The 13,301-nt window shown below is 58.3% G+C and carries 21 protein-coding genes; 19 read left to right on the top strand and 2 right to left on the bottom strand.

Annotation, left to right across the window (positions count from 1 at the left end):
- Window positions 1-3 precede the first annotated feature (3 nt).
- Genes Q3C01_RS32095 through fdxB form a run of 3 tightly spaced genes read left to right on the top strand, consistent with a single transcriptional unit; the run spans window position 4 to window position 979 of the window.
- Window positions 4-474, top strand: a complete 471-nt coding sequence (locus Q3C01_RS32095) for a NifX-associated nitrogen fixation protein (protein WP_458149271.1) — start codon at window positions 4-6, stop codon at window positions 472-474.
- Between the two features lie 8 nt (window positions 475-482).
- Window positions 483-692, top strand: a complete 210-nt coding sequence (locus Q3C01_RS32090) for a CCE_0567 family metalloprotein (RefSeq protein WP_458149270.1) — start codon at window positions 483-485, stop codon at window positions 690-692.
- Between the two features lie 2 nt (window positions 693-694).
- Complete coding sequence (gene fdxB, locus Q3C01_RS32085) at window positions 695-979, top strand: ferredoxin III, nif-specific (RefSeq protein WP_458149269.1); 285 nt, start codon at window positions 695-697, stop codon at window positions 977-979.
- A gap of 267 nt (window positions 980-1,246) precedes the next feature.
- On the opposite strand, the gene Q3C01_RS32080 is transcribed toward fdxB, so the two are convergent.
- Together Q3C01_RS32080 and Q3C01_RS32075 are read right to left on the bottom strand one after the other, a co-directional pair.
- Window positions 1,247-1,561: a hypothetical protein gene (locus tag Q3C01_RS32080; protein WP_458149268.1), complete on the bottom strand. Its 315-nt coding sequence runs from the start codon at window positions 1,559-1,561 to the stop codon at window positions 1,247-1,249.
- Between the two features lie 469 nt (window positions 1,562-2,030).
- On the bottom strand, window positions 2,031-2,621 hold the full coding sequence (locus Q3C01_RS32075; RefSeq protein WP_458149267.1) for a hypothetical protein: 591 nt from the start codon (window positions 2,619-2,621) through the stop codon (window positions 2,031-2,033).
- Between the two features lie 333 nt (window positions 2,622-2,954).
- Between Q3C01_RS32075 and Q3C01_RS32070 the strand changes: the two genes are divergently transcribed.
- From Q3C01_RS32070 to Q3C01_RS31995, 16 genes are all read left to right on the top strand, one after another.
- A complete protein-coding gene (locus Q3C01_RS32070; protein ID WP_458149292.1) occupies window positions 2,955-3,275 on the top strand; it encodes a HesB/IscA family protein in 321 nt (106 codons plus the stop codon).
- Window positions 3,276-3,316: 41 nt separating this feature from the next.
- The gene (locus Q3C01_RS32065) at window positions 3,317-3,610 is read left to right on the top strand and encodes a NifU family protein (RefSeq protein WP_458149266.1); all 294 of its coding nucleotides are present in this window, start codon (window positions 3,317-3,319) and stop codon (window positions 3,608-3,610) included.
- Between the two features lie 12 nt (window positions 3,611-3,622).
- On the top strand, window positions 3,623-4,819 hold the full coding sequence (gene nifS, locus Q3C01_RS32060) for a cysteine desulfurase NifS (RefSeq protein ID WP_458149265.1): 1,197 nt from the start codon (window positions 3,623-3,625) through the stop codon (window positions 4,817-4,819).
- The gene (gene nifT / locus Q3C01_RS32055) at window positions 4,816-5,040 is read left to right on the top strand and encodes a putative nitrogen fixation protein NifT (protein WP_458149264.1); all 225 of its coding nucleotides are present in this window, start codon (window positions 4,816-4,818) and stop codon (window positions 5,038-5,040) included. The genes nifS and nifT overlap by 4 nt, the downstream gene beginning before the upstream one ends.
- Entirely contained in the window at window positions 5,037-5,903 is an 867-nt protein-coding gene (locus Q3C01_RS32050) for an SIR2 family NAD-dependent protein deacylase (RefSeq protein ID WP_458149263.1), read from the top strand. The genes nifT and Q3C01_RS32050 overlap by 4 nt, the downstream gene beginning before the upstream one ends.
- Window positions 5,904-6,213: 310 nt before the next feature.
- Window positions 6,214-7,770, top strand: a complete 1,557-nt coding sequence (nifB, locus tag Q3C01_RS32045; protein WP_458149262.1) for a nitrogenase cofactor biosynthesis protein NifB — start codon at window positions 6,214-6,216, stop codon at window positions 7,768-7,770.
- A 12-nt stretch (window positions 7,771-7,782) separates the two neighbouring features.
- Window positions 7,783-8,007: a 4Fe-4S binding protein gene (locus Q3C01_RS32040; protein ID WP_458149261.1), complete on the top strand. Its 225-nt coding sequence runs from the start codon at window positions 7,783-7,785 to the stop codon at window positions 8,005-8,007.
- Between the two features lie 342 nt (window positions 8,008-8,349).
- The gene (locus Q3C01_RS32035) at window positions 8,350-8,880 is read left to right on the top strand and encodes a tetratricopeptide repeat protein (protein WP_458149260.1); all 531 of its coding nucleotides are present in this window, start codon (window positions 8,350-8,352) and stop codon (window positions 8,878-8,880) included.
- Window positions 8,873-9,616 (top strand): 4Fe4S-binding leucine-rich repeat protein, encoded by a 744-nt coding sequence (locus tag Q3C01_RS32030; protein WP_458149291.1) that lies wholly within the window; start codon window positions 8,873-8,875, stop codon window positions 9,614-9,616. Before Q3C01_RS32035 ends, Q3C01_RS32030 begins: the two co-directional genes overlap by 8 nt.
- Before the next feature lie 26 nt (window positions 9,617-9,642).
- Window positions 9,643-9,963 carry a nitrogen fixation protein NifZ gene (locus Q3C01_RS32025; RefSeq protein ID WP_458149259.1) on the top strand — a complete coding sequence of 107 codons (321 nt, stop codon included), beginning with the start codon at window positions 9,643-9,645 and terminating at the stop codon, window positions 9,961-9,963.
- The gene (locus Q3C01_RS32020; RefSeq protein ID WP_458149258.1) at window positions 9,956-10,195 is read left to right on the top strand and encodes a nitrogen fixation protein NifZ; all 240 of its coding nucleotides are present in this window, start codon (window positions 9,956-9,958) and stop codon (window positions 10,193-10,195) included. Before Q3C01_RS32025 ends, Q3C01_RS32020 begins: the two co-directional genes overlap by 8 nt.
- 12 nt (window positions 10,196-10,207) lie before the next feature.
- A complete protein-coding gene (locus Q3C01_RS32015) occupies window positions 10,208-10,561 on the top strand; it encodes a DUF3024 domain-containing protein (RefSeq protein ID WP_458149257.1) in 354 nt (117 codons plus the stop codon).
- A gap of 11 nt (window positions 10,562-10,572) precedes the next feature.
- A complete protein-coding gene (locus Q3C01_RS32010; protein WP_458149256.1) occupies window positions 10,573-10,842 on the top strand; it encodes a hypothetical protein in 270 nt (89 codons plus the stop codon).
- The gene (locus Q3C01_RS32005) at window positions 10,839-12,050 is read left to right on the top strand and encodes a DegT/DnrJ/EryC1/StrS family aminotransferase (RefSeq protein WP_458149255.1); all 1,212 of its coding nucleotides are present in this window, start codon (window positions 10,839-10,841) and stop codon (window positions 12,048-12,050) included. Before Q3C01_RS32010 ends, Q3C01_RS32005 begins: the two co-directional genes overlap by 4 nt.
- 217 nt (window positions 12,051-12,267) lie before the next feature.
- Window positions 12,268-12,456 carry a hypothetical protein gene (locus tag Q3C01_RS32000; protein WP_458149254.1) on the top strand — a complete coding sequence of 63 codons (189 nt, stop codon included), beginning with the start codon at window positions 12,268-12,270 and terminating at the stop codon, window positions 12,454-12,456.
- Between the two features lie 327 nt (window positions 12,457-12,783).
- The gene (locus Q3C01_RS31995) at window positions 12,784-13,134 is read left to right on the top strand and encodes a (2Fe-2S) ferredoxin domain-containing protein (protein ID WP_458149290.1); all 351 of its coding nucleotides are present in this window, start codon (window positions 12,784-12,786) and stop codon (window positions 13,132-13,134) included.
- Window positions 13,135-13,301: the final 167 nt, after the last annotated feature.

Genomic DNA, 13,301 nt, shown 5'->3' with positions numbered 1-13,301 from the left:
ACTATGACTGAGGCGGCTGAATTGATCCAACCCAGCTCTGCGGGAGAGGCGCCCTTTGTGAAGGAGCTCGTCAAGATCTGGCGCGCCGAGGACGGGCATGGCGCTTGGGAAGGCAGGAAGGATCTAGAGTTGCTCGAGCCCTATATTCTCGACAGGGAAAAGCGCCGTGCCTTGCCGATCGTGGGCGACCCCGATCCGGACACGATCTGGCGGCTGGAATTGTTCTTCAACGCTGTCGCAGTGTCCATTGAGAGGGCGACTGGCGTCATGGTGTCGCCGATGCTGAAAATGCACCATGAAGGCTTTGGCCGCATAGTGCTGATCGGCGGCCGGCTCATTGTCGTGAACAAACAGCTGCGCGACGTACACCGTTTCGGTTTCGACAACCTCTCAAAACTTGTCACGGAAGGTGACATGTATGTCGACCGCGGAATCGAGATGATCCGCAGGTTCCCGGAAGTTGCGAACTACTGAGGTGACGAATGAGGGATCTTGAAGCACTGAAAGCCGAGATCAAGAAGCTCTCCGCCAAGGCGACTCAGGCAAAGATGGACCTCCACGATTTCGCCGAAGAACTGCCGGTCAACTGGACCTCGGTCCTGAGTGTGGCCCAGAAGGTCCACGACACCTTCGACGAGCTCGAGCGCAAGCGCGAGGATCTCAAAGCGCAGGAACAAGCAAACGGATCGTAACCATGTCATTCGCAACACGCGACGGCCGCAACTGGAAGCCGGAGTATCTGGCTTCCGTCGACCCTAAGAAGTGCATCGGTTGCGGCCGCTGTTACAAGGTGTGTGGCCGCCAGGTCATGATGCTGAAGGGTATCAACGAGGACGGCGAGATGGTCGATCTCGAAGATGATGATGATGAGATCGAGAAAAAGATCATGGTGCTGAACGATGAAGGAGCCTGCATCGGCTGCGGCGCCTGCGCTCGAGTGTGCCCGACCAACTGCCAGAACCACGTTCCAGCTGCTTGAGTTCAGCCATCCGGAACAGGGAAACGATGTCCTTAGAGATCTTCTGCAGAGGGACAAGCTCGTCAGTGCCAGAAGCCATTAACAAGGGTTCGCGTGAGTGCTCCGCCTATGCCGCTGAAAGTCGAACAAAGCTAGCTGGTTCCGGCAGCTCTCGTCGTCATCTCCGCGCTCGTCTGCGAGATTTCGATATCTCGCGGGGCATCTGCACTTGGAAACACTTGTCGATATATGACGGTCAAATCGCAGCTAGAGCCGCCACAACTCTTGCTACTCAATCCCCTGTTCACGTGCCTTCATCATCGCAGCCATCCGAAATCGCTCGTGGATGGAGATTGGGTTGGCGAGCATATCGGCCTCGGCCTTTTTGAAGGCGGCGAGAGCGATCTCCGCTTCCTCGCGCGTCAGCGGGACGCGGCCGGCCATATGCGTAGCGTCAGGTACTGCGGCCAGGATTGCTCGGCGGTACGGATGATCCCTGACCTCGATGAGTTCGCCAGCTTCGAGCCTTCCGCCAAGCAGGATCGCCCGCCCCAGCACCTCGAGCTTGCGGCCGTCCTGAGTGATCTTGACCAGCGTGGCCATTTCTATTCTGCCTCCTGCGCGGTCCCCCCCCATATAGCTTCACGATTCAAAGCTGCGGCAGGGCTTGTCGAGCTTTCAAGTACGGTGACTTCTGCCAGATCACACGATCATCCGCGTCCAGGCTAGACGTGTCGGCACTGCTGATATCCGCGACATGGAAAGTCGCCTTGGGCCGCAGGACGGGCGGTTCAGCCGCGGCGCAAGCTGGAATCTAGTCCCGTCAATCAAAACGAGAGCTCCATCCATCTTCACTCTCGTTACCTTAGCAAAGCCTGAACGTAGGATGGGCATTGTAGTCGTCGAGCCTGTCCAGCCAACCGTTTGAACTTGAACTGCCGCAATCTGTACCGAGCGGACTTGCATGCAAGTCCGCACTGTCGATCGTCCAATTGTCTGGTCTGACGGACCAGTCCAGCTCCACGCCACCAGCCCTGGCAATATGGGATAAGAAGAGATCTGACGCCAGGCATCAGACAGGGCGGTTCTCGTTGCGATTCCTCACCGGTTGCATATTGGCAAGGCCTTCTTCGTAGGAGAGTTCGGCAAAAGAGGTATTGATGCTCTTGGCAGCATCGAGCAAATAATCAAGCTTGCCGGCAGTATCGAGCTTCTTGATGTCGTTCTTGTCGACCCCAGTGAGATCCATCATCTCCTTCCAAACCGTCGACTCGTCACATGGCAGTATGCGAAATGTGACGTCACCGATCTTGATGCGGTATTTCGCCAGAAGATCGATGTTGTTGCAGAACATGAAGTAGGTGCCGTTCGGGCTCAAGGCGCCATCCAGGACCTTTGCGACATCGGCAAGATAGGCAAGAGAATGCAGGTAGCCAGCCAGTACGGGGATTGTGGTCTCTCCCTCGTCTGTGACTGTCAATACCTGCTCGATCGAATAGTCCGGCGGACGCTTCTCGTCGGCCACCTGAGCCTGGAACCTTAGCGCGATATCGCCGCGGAATCCGAAGCGGCCCGTCTTCGTGGTGTCACCTTTCAGCACCGCATTAAGCAAGCGGCCTTCTTTATCAAGCCGGCCAAGAGCGGTGTTGTCGATCGACGTCATGAAATCCTCCTCGTTTGATGCGGCTGGCGCAGATGTCGAACCGCGTGAGCCGGCGTTGCTCCCCATGCAAATTGTTTGCCGTCGGCCCCTGGATGCGGCGAACGCCAAAAGCAGCACCTCGTCTGTGCGGCTTAGGCAGGTATGCCCTGCCGGCAGCGCTACGGCGCCGCGCCAGATGGCTCCCAAGCTGCAAAGTGTCGTGTCGCAAGCCCGACACGCCCTGCAACGCAAATGACCGACATTGGCAAAGGCCAAGTATTGTCAGGAGTGTGATTGCTGGCACAGGACTTGCCAACCTCATCCCGAACTGCCGCAGATATTGAGGAAAAAGCGATGATCAATCTGACGAAGAGCGCAGAGAATGCGGTCAAGAGCGCGATCTCTGCAGCCGCGCAGCCGACGAGGGGCTTGCGGATAATGGTCGAAGAGGGCGGCTGCGCCGGGTTCAAGTACACGATGGGGCTTGCCGATGAGCCGAAGCCGAATGAGACCGTGATCGAGCGGGGCGGCATCAAGGTGTTTGTCGACAAGAACTGTCACTCGCATCTTGCCGGAACGACGATCGATTTTGTGGTGGCTCTGGAGGGCTCTGGTTTCACCTTTGACAATCCCAACGCAAAGTCGAGCTGCTCATGCGGCAAGTCTTTTAGCTAGAGCCGCATTCCTGACAGGTCGCCACGGAGAGGCATAAGGACATGCTTGTTGAGACTGAACAAACGAGACAACTGGTGGCCGCTAAACTTACCGAATCCGAGCGAGTCGTCCGCGCCGTACTCGATGAAATTCGGCCAAATCTGAAGCGTGACGGCGGAGACTGCGAGCTTATCGGGATCGATGGCAACAAGATCATGATCAAGCTCACGGGCGCCTGCGTCTTCTGCAAGCTCGCGAGTACAACACTAGAAGGCATCCAGGCGCGCCTGATCGAACGGCTTGGCAAGTTCGTCCGCCTGATCCCGGTCGCAGGACCGGCCAAAGCCCGACACTAAAAAAGGCGTAAGGTGCAGTCGGTATACCTCGACAACAACGCGACAACTCGCACGGATCCGTCCGTCGTCGCTGCGATGCTGCCATTTTTTTCCGAGCAGTTCGGCAATGCCTCATCCGCGCATGCGGCAGGCAGGCAAGTTGCGGAAAGCATAAGACAGGCTCGCAGGAGTGTGCAGGCGCTGATCGGCGCTGCTTTTGATCACGAGATTGTCTTTACCTCGGGCGGTACGGAATCGGATAACACGGCAATCCTTTCGGCGCTTGCCGTGCAGGAGCGACGCGACGAACTGGTCACCACCACCGTGGAACATCCGGCTGTGCTCTCACTCGCAGACGAGCTCGGCCGTCGCGGCAACAAGTGCCATCTCATTCCTGTTGACTGCTACGGCCGGCTCGACATTGATGCTTATCGCCGCGCGTTGTCCTCGCGTACCGCGATCGTCTCCGTCATGTGGGCCAATAACGAGACTGGCACGATCTTTCCAGTGGAGGTTCTGGCCAAGATGGCGCGGTCCATCGGCGCACTCTTCCACACTGATGCGGTGCAGGCCGTGGGGCGAGTTCCGATCGACGTGAAGACGACCGAGATCGACATGCTGTCGCTTTCTGGCCACAAGCTGCATGGTCCAAAAGGCGTTGGTGCGCTCTATGTGCGCAAGGACACCAAGTTCAGACGACTGATCTTCGGCGGACCACAGGAACGCCGCCGGCGTTCCGGCACCGAGAACGTCCCCGGTATCATTGGGCTGGGTAAGGCTGCGGAGCTTGCCGCCGTAGAGCTCGGGCGGGAGCGGAGGAAAATAGCCGCGTTTCGCGACCGGCTGGAGTATGGCGTCCTAGACTTCGGCAAGTCTGTGGTGCTCGGCGACAAGGAGAGCCGCCTGCCAAACACGTCAAATATCGCCTTCGAGCATCTCGACGGTGAAGCAATTATTCATCATTTGAGTCGCGCCGGCATTGCCGCGTCCCTCGGATCAGCCTGTGCGTCCGGCGCCATGGAGCCGTCTCATGTGCTTCGAGCGATGAACGTACCATCTGCCTTGTTGCACGGCGCGATCCGCTTTTCGTTATCTCGCGAGACCACCAGCGAGGAGATCGATCACGTCCTCGTTGTGCTGCGAAATATTATCACGAAACTGAGAGGGAGCCGACCTGAGTGGCCAGAGCGTGCAAGAACGACCTCTCGATCCAGTGAGTGTATCAGATGAAAGTCATAATTCGTCGTTCACCTGAAACCGGTCTTTCGATCTACGTCCCCAAGAAGGACCTTGAGGAGCGGATCGTCGAATCCGAGCACGAGACGCTGTGGGGCGGCTGGATCAGAATAGCCAATGGCTGGGTGCTCGACCTGCCGCCGATGACGAGTGACACCACCTTGCCGATTACGATCAATGCTAGGAGGCGTGGCGGCGACAGAGAAGAGACATGAACGTGCCGGCTCCGCACATCGCGTTCGTTGGTCGGCCAGTTGCCGAAGCCATGCTCCGGAAGGTCGCGGAGGGGCTTGGTAACGGCAATGTCGTTCCTTATCTCGGCCCCGGCTTAGCGGAATTGTCGAAGCCGAGCGTGCCGATGAATCCGGAGGACCTGGCGGCATTCTTCGGCACCAAGGTGACGTTGCCAAGGCGCGCGAGAGGGAACGCCTGGGCTTCCGCACAGTACATCGAAAGCACGAGGTATCGCACCACCGTAACGGCGATGATGGCGGATGCCTTTAGCGGCCCGGCCGAGCCGGGGCAAATGCAGCGGCATCTTGCAAGGCTGCGGCTGCCGCTGATCGTTGATAGCTGGTATGATAGCGCGATGCGAAATGCGCTGGCGGGACACAGCAATTGGGGCGAGATCCAGGGCATTACTCGCGCTGGTCTCATTGAGGATCGCTGGTTTCGCTTCTACGATTCCGCAGGCACTGAAGCCGATTGCTCTCTTGCAAAAAGGTGGACAACAATCCTCTACAAGCCTCACGGCAGCGTCGCCCCGGCCAGGAATTTCCTGGTCTCCGATGCAGACTATGTTGAGGTGCTCACGGAAATCGACATACAGACGCCGATTCCCGGCGAGGTGAAGGCTCGTCGCACCGGCCGCAGCTTCCTGTTTCTGGGTTGTCGCTTCAACGACCAGCTCCTGCGCACTTATGCGCGACAGGTGTTAAAGCGCTCGTCCGACGTTCACTATGCCGTGGTCGATCCCGACATGCTCACCAAGAATGAGCGCCGCTTTCTGGTCGACCAAAACCTAACGCCACTTGCAATTCCGCTCGCACGTGCCATCGAGATCCTTTTGGCAGATTAGAGACGCTTCTCGCATCGGCATTTGACCTGCGGTTCGCGGGGCAGCTCGCACACGGCCGCCAACTGACCAGCCATATTTCCAGCAAAAAAGAACTGAGCGGCGATACCTTCAGTCAACATCTTCGCGCGCCTCATGTGCCGCTTCGGTCACAACGCATGTCGGCTTTCCAACATCGCCCGGCAAAGAGAGGCACCAAAGCGTTTCCTAACTCATTGAACAAGATCGTGAAAGTTGCGCCACGGGCCGTGGCACGCCGATTGCTGAGACGCTGATGCGCGAAATTTCTAGGCCTGACGGGAGAACTGGGTAAATGGGGACTGCAACGCATCGGGGATCATCGAGCGACGCCATCGAGGATGGCGACATCACGCAGTCGATTGCCGAGCACAAAGGCTGTGGCACGGGTGGCCGCAGCGGCGGAGCCAAATGCGGCTCGGCGGCAGGCCGCAGTGACCTGCCAGCTGAGACATGGGAAAAGGTGAAAAAGCACCCCTGCTACAGCGAAGAGGCGCATCATCACTATGCGCGCATGCATGTCGCGGTCGCGCCCGCCTGCAACATCCAGTGCAACTACTGCAACCGCAAGTACGACTGTGCCAATGAATCGCGCCCGGGCGTGGTCAGCGAGAGGCTCACGCCTGAGCAGGCTGCCAGGAAAGTGATGGCCGTTGCCTCTACCATTCCGCAGATGACCGTGCTCGGTATCGCCGGTCCTGGCGACCCGCTCGCCAACCCCGAAAAGACTTTTAAGACCTTCGAGCTCGTCCACAAGGTTGCACCGGATCTCAAGCTGTGCCTGTCAACCAATGGTCTCGCGCTACCCGATCACATCGACACCATTGCTAAGCTCAACGTCGAGCACGTCACGATCACGATCAATATGATCAACCCCGAGATCGGGGCAAAGATCTATCCCTGGATTTTCTACAACCACAAACGCTACGTGGGCGTCCAAGCCGCAAAGATCCTCACCGATCGCCAGCTCGAGGGCCTCGAGATGCTCACTAGGCGAGGCATTCTCTGCAAGATCAACTCGGTTATGATCCCCGGACTAAATGATCAACACCTCGTCGAAGTGAGTAAGGCAGTGACGTCGCGCGGCGCCTTCCTGCACAACATCATGCCGTTGATCTCTTCTCCCAAATATGGAACCGCTTTCGGTCTGAAGAACCAGCGCAGCCCGACGGCACTGGAACTGAAGTCGCTGCAGGACAGCTGCGAGGGTGAGCTGCACATGATGCGCCACTGCCGGCAGTGCCGGGCCGATGCGATCGGGCTGTTAGGCGAAGACCGCAGTGCGGAGTTCACCACCGAAAAGCTCGCGACCATCGACGTAAAATACGATGTCGAAAGCCGCAATGCTTACCAGGCCAAAGTCGAGATTGACCGCGCCGCCACGGCCGCGGCCGAGCTCGCTGATCTTGTGGAACTCGCAGCTAACCTCGGTGATATGAAGGTCCTGGCGGCGGTCGCGACCAAGGGCTCGGGCCTGATAAACGAGCACTTTGGTCACGCCAAGGAATTTCAAGTCTATGAGCTCTCTGTCGGCGGCGCCAAGTTTATCGGCCATCGCCGCGTGGATCTGTATTGCCAGGGTGGCTATGCCGAAGAGGGGAAACTCGAGACCATCATCCGTGCCATTAACGATTGCCACGCGGTATTCATCGCCAAGATTGGCGGTTGCCCCAGGGCCGAATTGATCAAGGCGGGCGTCGAGCCAGTCGATCAATACGCTTATGAGCCGATCGATAAGTCGACGATCGCCTGGTTCAAGGCCTATCTCGAAAGGGTCACCAGTGGTGCGATCCAACATGTAGAACGTGGCGATGCTGCGATTCGCCAGGGTGCGTTGATTTCCGCGGCATGAGAGAGGAAAAACATGCCATTCAAGATCATCGCCTCTCAGTGCACGGGCTGTTCGGCATGCGAGCCGGAATGCCCCAATGTCGCGATCGCGGAGAAGGGCGGAACATTCATGATTGATCCTCAAAAGTGCACCGAATGCATCGGCCATTTCGATGAGCCGCAATGCGTGGCGGTCTGCCCGGTCGACAATACCTGTGTCCTCGACACCTCGCTTGCCCGCTACCAGGCGCGTACTTGAGCGAAAGAAATGACATGAACTTCTGGAACATACGATTGGTGCAACGAGCCATCCGAATGATGCTCCAAGCCGGTGGGCGCGCCGGCTGCGACCTTTGTCTTGCGACTAGCCCAAGCGGATGTTCCGGGCTCGCCTGTGGAATCAGCCTGCTCGAAAAGCCCCAGGTCACGGTTACTGGGGTCGAGCGCGATGACGGCAGGCCGTTTGTTCGTCGGGAGAGGCTGCCACGGCACGACGTTGCGACGGCCGGTTTCGTTGATAAGCCGAAGTGGACTGGATTCGTATTGCAAGATCGCATGCAAGTCTCTTGCGGGGACCATTGAGTGCAAGAGGCCACCCGCGATGCCAGATGCTCTGTTCAGCCCGCAATCCGAGATTAACGAGGCGCTCTTCGCCAGGACCTTGCTTGGAGATGGGCTGCCCAGCGAGGCCGAGCATCACCTGTGGCAGGCTAGCTTGTCCTATCACCTTGATGAGGTCGCCGAAAGCCACCTACGCAAGGCCGTTGGCCTAGCACCAGGGCACGCGGCAGTGCTGATCGGCCTATTTCGCTTCTATTTCTATAAAGCGCGGCTGGCCGAGGCGCTTCAGGTGGCCAAGCTTTGCATAAGCAAGGCATCCGAGATGAACAATCTCCCGTCGGACTGGCGTCTTGTCCGTTCCCATGATGCGGCGTTCGGTCGATATGAAGATATTCTGCCGCGGTTCTTTCTGTTCTCGCTGAAAGGATACGCTTATTTGCAGATGCGCCTCGGTCAAACAGAGGAAGGGCGATTAGCCGTCCAAAAACTTCTTGAGATCGATCCCACCGATAAGATCGGCGCCAAGGTTCTCCTACGTGTCCTCGAACGCATGGGGCAGGAGGATGAGTGACGACATTGACGAGGCCAGAAATTGGCAGGGCAATCAGATCAATTGCGCCTGCTGCGCGCACATTGCTCTAAATCGCACTGGCCGCTGTCAACTCAAGCACGCTTGCGTCAACGACCGCTATGCCCGACGTATTGACCGTTTCTTCGACTGGAATCCGAGCCTCGCCGACACCTACCTCGCTCACCCGCATTTTGAGGTGCGCGCGATCGCGGCGAGATTCGCCAGCGTCTTTCTGCTGCCGCCGTTGCTCCACGATCACGACGAAACCGTGCGTTGGAGCGCAGTCCGTCGTCTGCCCAAGCGCTTCGCCCTGCACCTTCGCAACGACCCTCATCACGAAGTCAGGATGTGGGTCGCGACACTGCTTGAAGGTGACGAACTGCTGCCGATGGCCGCGGATGAATATTACTACGTGCGCCTTGTGGTGGCGCGGCGGATTACGCCCTTGCTACTCCGCGGAATGACCAAGGACGGGGAAGCCGAGGTCCGTCGCGCCGTGGCGCGACGTCTCCCACAGGAATGGTTGCTCAGCATGGTCGATGACCGTGACGCATTGGTGCGGTTGGAGGTCGCTCGACGCCTGTCGGCGCAGTTATTGTCGCTACTGCGCCACGACCCGGATTGGCGTATCCGGCATGAGGTCGCAAGCCGGATTTTGCCCTCCGAGCTCATAGGCCTTGTCGATGACCCATATAGCCTGGTGCGCGAGGTCGCGCGCTCGCGACTTGCCCTGTAGCCGAGACAAGAACAGCGGACTCCGGCATGAACAATATTGTTGCTGACAGTGACATCGTCGAGCTGACTGCACCACCTTTCTTCGATTTTGGCGAGAAGGTGCGGGCCAACCGCACTATCCGCAATGACGGCACCTACGCCGGCAAAGAGATCGGCGACATCCTGGCCAAGAAAGGCGAGGTCGGCTACGTCATATCGATCGGCACTTTCTTGCAGCAGTTTTACATTTACGGTGTCGAATTCATCGAAAGCGGTCGCCGGGTCGGCTTGAAGCGCAAGGAACTCGATCCGGTCATACCACGCGACGAAGTCGATGACCTGCGCTCGCCGGGAGCCAACGATGATTGAAGCCAGGCTGCCAAAGTTTCAGCGGGGCCAGCGCGTCAAGGCGATGTTCGACCTGATCAATGACGGATCCTTCCCCGATGCCCCAACGGAAGGGGTCCTGGTCAGGCTCGGCGACATCGGTAAGATCGTCCAAGTTCGCCGGCACACGGAAGCGAACCTGCCGATCTATCTCGTCAAGTTCGGTGAGCGGTTGGTCGTCGGTTGCCTCGAGAGAGAAATCGGCCTGATCTAGGAAGTAGACGCGATGAACGCGGCCTTAGACATAAATCCGGGCCTACCCCCGCACCCTAACGACATCGATCTCAGGCGTATCGAGCGCGCGCTGAAGTCGAGAGAACGCTACCGTTATGTCTCACCGAACATCACCGGCGTTGCCGACGGCTACTTGATCGAAAGTCCATGCTGCTCGCGCAATATCGACGTCAACGGTGGCTCCATTGACGTGGCTATGTTGCGCCACGATGGAGCAAGCGCCAACTGGCAGGTATTCCGAAAAGATCACGAGCAGGGCATCTGGAGACTGCACTCTACGCACCAGCGCTTGGCAGCAGTTACCGATCTATTGAATGCCGATCCGGAACGCGTGTTCTGGCAATAAGGATCCGTTTGATGGCTTTAGGAGCAGGCGAAATTGCGGACATCGAGCGCGCGCTCGCGTCATTCGATGAAGCTTCTCAAGCCTATGCGGCGTTGCGACAGAGATATCCGCATCTCGCCTGGATCCGCTGCGACTCTTCAGACCTTACCGAAACGCCTTTTCACAGCGTCGGACAATTCGACCTGCATTTGCTCGATAGCGCTGATCATTGTGCCCGGATCACGGACGATCCGATGCGGGCGACCGGCATTGTGCTCGCCAAGCGGGCGGTCGAGCCGTGACCGGACCAACCCTAGCCCACGGCTGCGTTGCGAAGGCGGACGAAGAGCCGATTCCAACGGGCCATGAATCCTTGATTCCGTTGTCGGATCCCGACATTACCCCGGCCGAAATTGCGGCAGTAGATCGCGTGTTGCGCTCGCCGCGGCTCTCTAGCGGCCCGCTCACGGAACAATTCGAGGCGGCATTTGCCACCTATCTCGGGCGGAACTATGCCGTTGCGGTACCGAACGGCACCATCGGCCTTCTACTGTCTCTGAAAGCTTGCGGCATTGCCGCTGGCGACGAAGTGATCGCTTCATCCTATTCATATCGTGAAACTGCGCACGGCATCAGCCTCGCCGGTGCACGACCGGTATTTGCGGACATCGACTATTGGTCTGGGACGCTCGCGCCGCAGAGAGTCGAGGACCGCATTACGCCAAAGACTCGCGCAATCCTCGCCGGCAACACGAATGGCCATCCCGCAGCCTGGTCGGATCTGCGCAATATTGCGAGAAGGCATAATCTTCTGCTGCTGGAAGATTCTACTGAGGCCGTGGCCTCACGTTATAAGGGCCAATTGGTCGGCACCTTCGGCGATGTCTCTGTGTTCGACTTCGCGCAGCCCTCGCTTCTGACCTGCGGCGAAGGGGGCATGGTGGTTACCGATGATATCGATCTTGCGGTGGCACTTCGTCGTCACCGTTCGCATCGGCCGGACGAGCGTTCTTCCGTTACCGTCGGTTCGGCCGTGCCATATCAAGCCGAAATTGGCGATCTCTCCGCTGCACTGGGGATTACGCAGCTAAGGCGTATCGACGAGATCCTGGAGCGTCGCCGGCTGACTGAAGAGCTTTATGCGACGCATATGCAGTCCTTCGAAGGCATCAAACCGCCCTACGTCGGACCCGACGTGACCCTAGTGAACTGGTTCCTCTATGTTGTCCATCTCGGGACACGTTTCACGCGCTCCAGCCGCGACGCGATCGTCGAGGATCTCCACGTTGAGCAGATTGAGGCTGCAGCCTACAACCATCCTCTGCACCTGCAGCGGCATTATCTCGATCTCGGCTATCGCCGTGGCGATCTGCCGGTGACGGAGAAGATCTCCGATCGCGCCGTCGCACTGCCATTTCATACGCATCTTACTGATAGCCAGATCGAATTTATTGTCGAGACGATGAAAGACGCCTCAATCAATGTAGGGGCAGGCGCGGCGATCTACTGAACAGCCGAAAATATAGGAGAAGACGAGAAATGATCCCGCAGCCCTCCTCCCGGAGGACTGCTAGGGCGCTTGTGCTGTTGCGCATCGCTGCGTCCGGTTATGGTCGACCATTTAAGCTTCTCTTGATCAGGTCGCATGAAGATCAGGTGGACACTGCCCTCATACGGGGCGGGTCGCTTCTTCACACTGGTCCGAGCTTTCCTCAGGTGTGGCCGCCATGGGTAAGCTTTCGAGCCGCGAATTCATGACAGAACAAGGCTCGAACACGACAGGACATCAATATAGTCTTGTTATCTTCGCGACGTCCGCCCGCTGGTTTGTTGACCAACGCACGTCGGATTTGCATCCCTTTCGAGGGAAGTCTTTTCAAATGATCCTGTTCACAGTTGGTTTGGACCTTGCATGAAACTGGACGAGAGCAGGAGTAAACGACATGGTGATGGCCGGGCCGGCAATTGAGGCCTTGATCCGCCAGGCGCTTCCGGAGGCGGATGTGGTCGTGACCGATCTGGCGGGCACCGGACATAACTGTGGCGCACGAATCGCCTCGCAGGCCTTTGCCGGCAAGAGCCGCATCCAACAGCATCGGATGATCCATGCTGCGACGCGCTCGTGCTCAAAACCACCGTGCCGAAATGAATCACTTGCAAGGAAACACAATGAGCGACCTAACCCACTCTATGTCAAAGCAGTATCTCGAGGCGATTCCGACATCGATTGCGGTAACAGAAGCATGAGCGGCAACATGAATGAGTTCGAACTCCCACAGCTCTACCGGCATCACGTTTTCGCCTGCCACACTCAGCGCCCTCCTGACCATCCGCACGGCAGCTGCGGGGCGGCGGGCGGAGGACCGTTATGGGAACGGCTCGGCAAAGCGATCGAGGCGGGTGGGTTGACCGATATCGGCTTCACCGCAGCCGACTGTCTCGGCTTCTGCGGCTCCGGCCCTCTGATGGTCGTCTATCCTGACGGTGTCTGGTATCGTCCGAGCACTCCGGAAGATATTGACGAGATTGTCGAGTCTCATCTGAAGAATGGCCGGCGCGTCGACCGCCTCGTCATGGTGCTCGCGCGGAGTTAGCGGCCCACTTTTCCGGTTGCGGGAGAAGGCCCCGACGGCCTGTCTCCGGCCACACGCAAGAAGGAAGCCGATGCGTCGACTGTGTCGGCATCCCTATGGAGCTGCCGAGATATCGCCCCTAGGCCCATGCTGTCTTGCCAACCAAGGGGGCCGTCTGGCCCGGCGTC

It is taken from the genome of Bradyrhizobium sp. UFLA05-109, assembly GCF_054185165.1.
The sequence above is the reverse complement of the archived record's forward strand: the minus strand, read 5'-3'. Positions and strand labels throughout refer to the sequence as shown.